Origin of the sequence: Paenibacillus forsythiae T98 (assembly GCF_000520735.1) — a bacterium.
In the GTDB taxonomy this organism is placed as follows: domain Bacteria; phylum Bacillota; class Bacilli; order Paenibacillales; family Paenibacillaceae; genus Paenibacillus_AQ; species Paenibacillus_AQ forsythiae.
The window spans coordinates 1-2673 of the sequence record NZ_ASSC01000516.1; the positions used below are offsets into that span (position 1 = coordinate 1).

Annotated in this window: 2 protein-coding genes; one reads left to right on the top strand and one right to left on the bottom strand. The window is 58.4% G+C overall.

The features are described 5' to 3' along the window. Positions 1-1774: Na+/H+ antiporter (locus L692_RS0115990; RefSeq protein ID WP_025701140.1), on the bottom strand; the 1774-nt coding region annotated here is incomplete at its 3' end. A gap of 264 nt (positions 1775-2038) precedes the next feature. Here L692_RS0115990 and L692_RS0115995 point away from each other — a divergent pair. Next, positions 2039-2673, top strand: a 635-nt coding sequence (locus tag L692_RS0115995; RefSeq protein ID WP_025701141.1) for an MBL fold metallo-hydrolase, incomplete at its 3' end; no start/stop codon positions are given.

Consider the following 2673-nt stretch of genomic DNA (forward strand, 5'->3'; position numbering starts at 1 on the left):
CCTCGTCCATCTCTTCCTGGATAGCGTCTATCGCGGCGCGGCACATCCCGATCCGGGCTTCCCGAATGCTTCCGTCTGCGAGAACGCCGACACCGTCGGCTCCTTGCGGAAGCTTCGAGAATATTCCGGTGAACAGCCGGGCGAGCTTGCCAAGCGATAAGCGGAGCTGTGAATCCAGTCCTCTGGCCAGCAGGACCTCCTTATGATCCAGAAGCTCCATTATCGTCTGTCCCGTCTCGGGTGGAATAACCCCTTGTGCGATAAGCCCGCTCAGCTCCCTCCGCTCGGCCTGCAGTCCGGTCAGCCGGGCTTTGAGCGCGCACCGCTTGCCGTATTCCGCCTCCGGATCGCGGACAAGCCGGTTATCCTGGATTTCCGGCAGCGCCGGAAGCGCATCCGGAAGCCCTGCGGCAGCCGGAACGACAGCGGCGCGGCTGCCTTCCGTCATCGCTCCACGGAGTATCGCCATGCCGGTCTCCATAATTTGCGACCTGGCCGCCTGCTCCAGCTCTTCCCGGCTGTCCTCCTCCTTGCGGGCGATGAGCGGAAGCAGAACGCTGGCAACCAGCAGCGAGGTCAGAATAACGCCTGCGGCCAGAAAAATAATCAGGTCGCGCTCCGGAAACGGCGAGCCGTCCTCCAGCACAAGCGGAATGGAGAACGCGCCGGCCAGGGTAACGGCGCCGCGCACGCCCGAAACGGAGGTAATCGCCATCGCCCTCATCGTCGGCTGGCTTCTGTTCTTGAAGCGCGCACCCCAAACGCAGAACAAGTACACCCAGAGGAAGCGCAGCGCAATCAGCAGAGCCGTGATGGCCAGCACATATAAAGCCACTGTCAGATTATCTACAGCCGTATCCCGGTAGATCACCGACACCACATCCGGTATCGAAATACCAAGGATGAGGAACACCATGCCGTTCAGAATAAACAGCAGCACCGACCATATGCTTGCCGATACGAGCTGAAGCTTGTACTGGGGGGAATCGGTCCGATCTTTTTCAATGGCCTGCACAATTCCGCCCGCCACCACGGCCAGAATGCCCGACACCCCCAGCTCTTCGCTGACGAGGTAGATCAGGAACGGGGTCAGAATCTGCAGCAGAACATGCACCGTAACGTCCTCCATCCCGAGCCGCCGGATAAAGACGCTCAGGCGAATCAGCAGGAAGGACAGCACGGCTCCGGCAAGCAATCCGCCAGCAGCGATGAGAATAAAGCTGCCAATCGCCTGCGGCAGCGAGAACACGCCGGTAACTGCGGCTGCAACCGCGAACTTGAACGCCACGAGGCCGGAAGCGTCATTCATCAGCGACTCGCCCTCCAGCACGCGGTGGATGCTCTTCGGCAGATGGACCCGGCCCGCCCGGCCAGCCAGTGCGCCTACAGCGACCGCGTCCGTCGGCGACAGGATCGCCGCGAGCGCGAACGCCGCTGCGACCGGGATGGACGGAATCATCCAGTGAATGGCATAGCCCCCCACCAGTACGGTCGCAAACACCAGTCCGAGCGCTAGCAGCAGAATCGGAGCCCGCAAATTCCACAGCTCGGCCCGCGGGGTCCGCCTTCCGTCATTGAACAGAAGCGGGGCGATGAACAAGACGAAGAACAGCTCCGGTTCCAGCGTCAGGTGAATCCCCCAGGGAAAGGCCGCGGCAGCAACGCCAAAGCCGATCTGGATCAGCGGTACGGGAACGAAGGGAATGAACCGGTTAACGATTTTGGATATCCCGATAAGAGCGAGAAGGACAAGAACTGTGCTGAACGTCTCCAAATAACCAGCCCCCCAATATTATTCATACGATTATATAGCAATCGTAAATCTTCATACAGGAGCAGAAAAAAGCGGATAGCATCCATTTCCCTCAATTAAACCGCAATAAGCTGTGAATTAAGGCGATATTCAGCTGCGCACGCACTATATTATAACTTGACAAAAATATTTATTTGTGGTATGATAAAATATTTACGTATTGATTAATTATTTTCCTTGGGCTAATATAGTCTCTGCAATAATTATCCCCCGAGGAGGAATACAATGCAAATAGCTCAAGGAGTGGAGATGCTGGAGATTGCCGCCGAAGTGATGGGAGAAACGAATTTCGTGTACCCTGTCCTGCTGCGGGATGAAGATCATGCGGTATTGGTCGACACAGGCTACCCGGGACTGCTTCATACCTTCAAGCAAGCCGTCGCCCAAGCGGGCGTGGCATGGTCAGAGCTGGATACGGTCGTTATCACTCACCAGGATATCGATCATATTGGCGGGCTTCCGGCCATGCTCGGCGAGCCGCACAGCAGGGTTAAAGTGCTGGCTCATCCCATTGAGCAGCCCTACATCGAAGGGGAGCGGATGCTGCTTAAGCACACGCCGGAAGCGATTGCCGCAGCTGAAGCCATGCTGCCGCCTCATGTGCCGGAGGAATGGCGCCGGGCCTTTCTACACCATCTTGCCCATCCTCCCAAAGCCAAAGTGGACGCCTTGATCGAAGACGGCCAGGAGCTCCCGGTCGCAGGCGGCGTAATCGTTGTCGAGACCCCCGGTCACAGCCCCGGGCATATCAGTCTCTACCATCCGGCCAGCCGTACCCTCATCGCCGGCGACAGCCTGACGGTGAAGGAAGGCGCACTGCATGGTCCCGATCCCCGGGTGACGCCGGACATGGCTGCCGC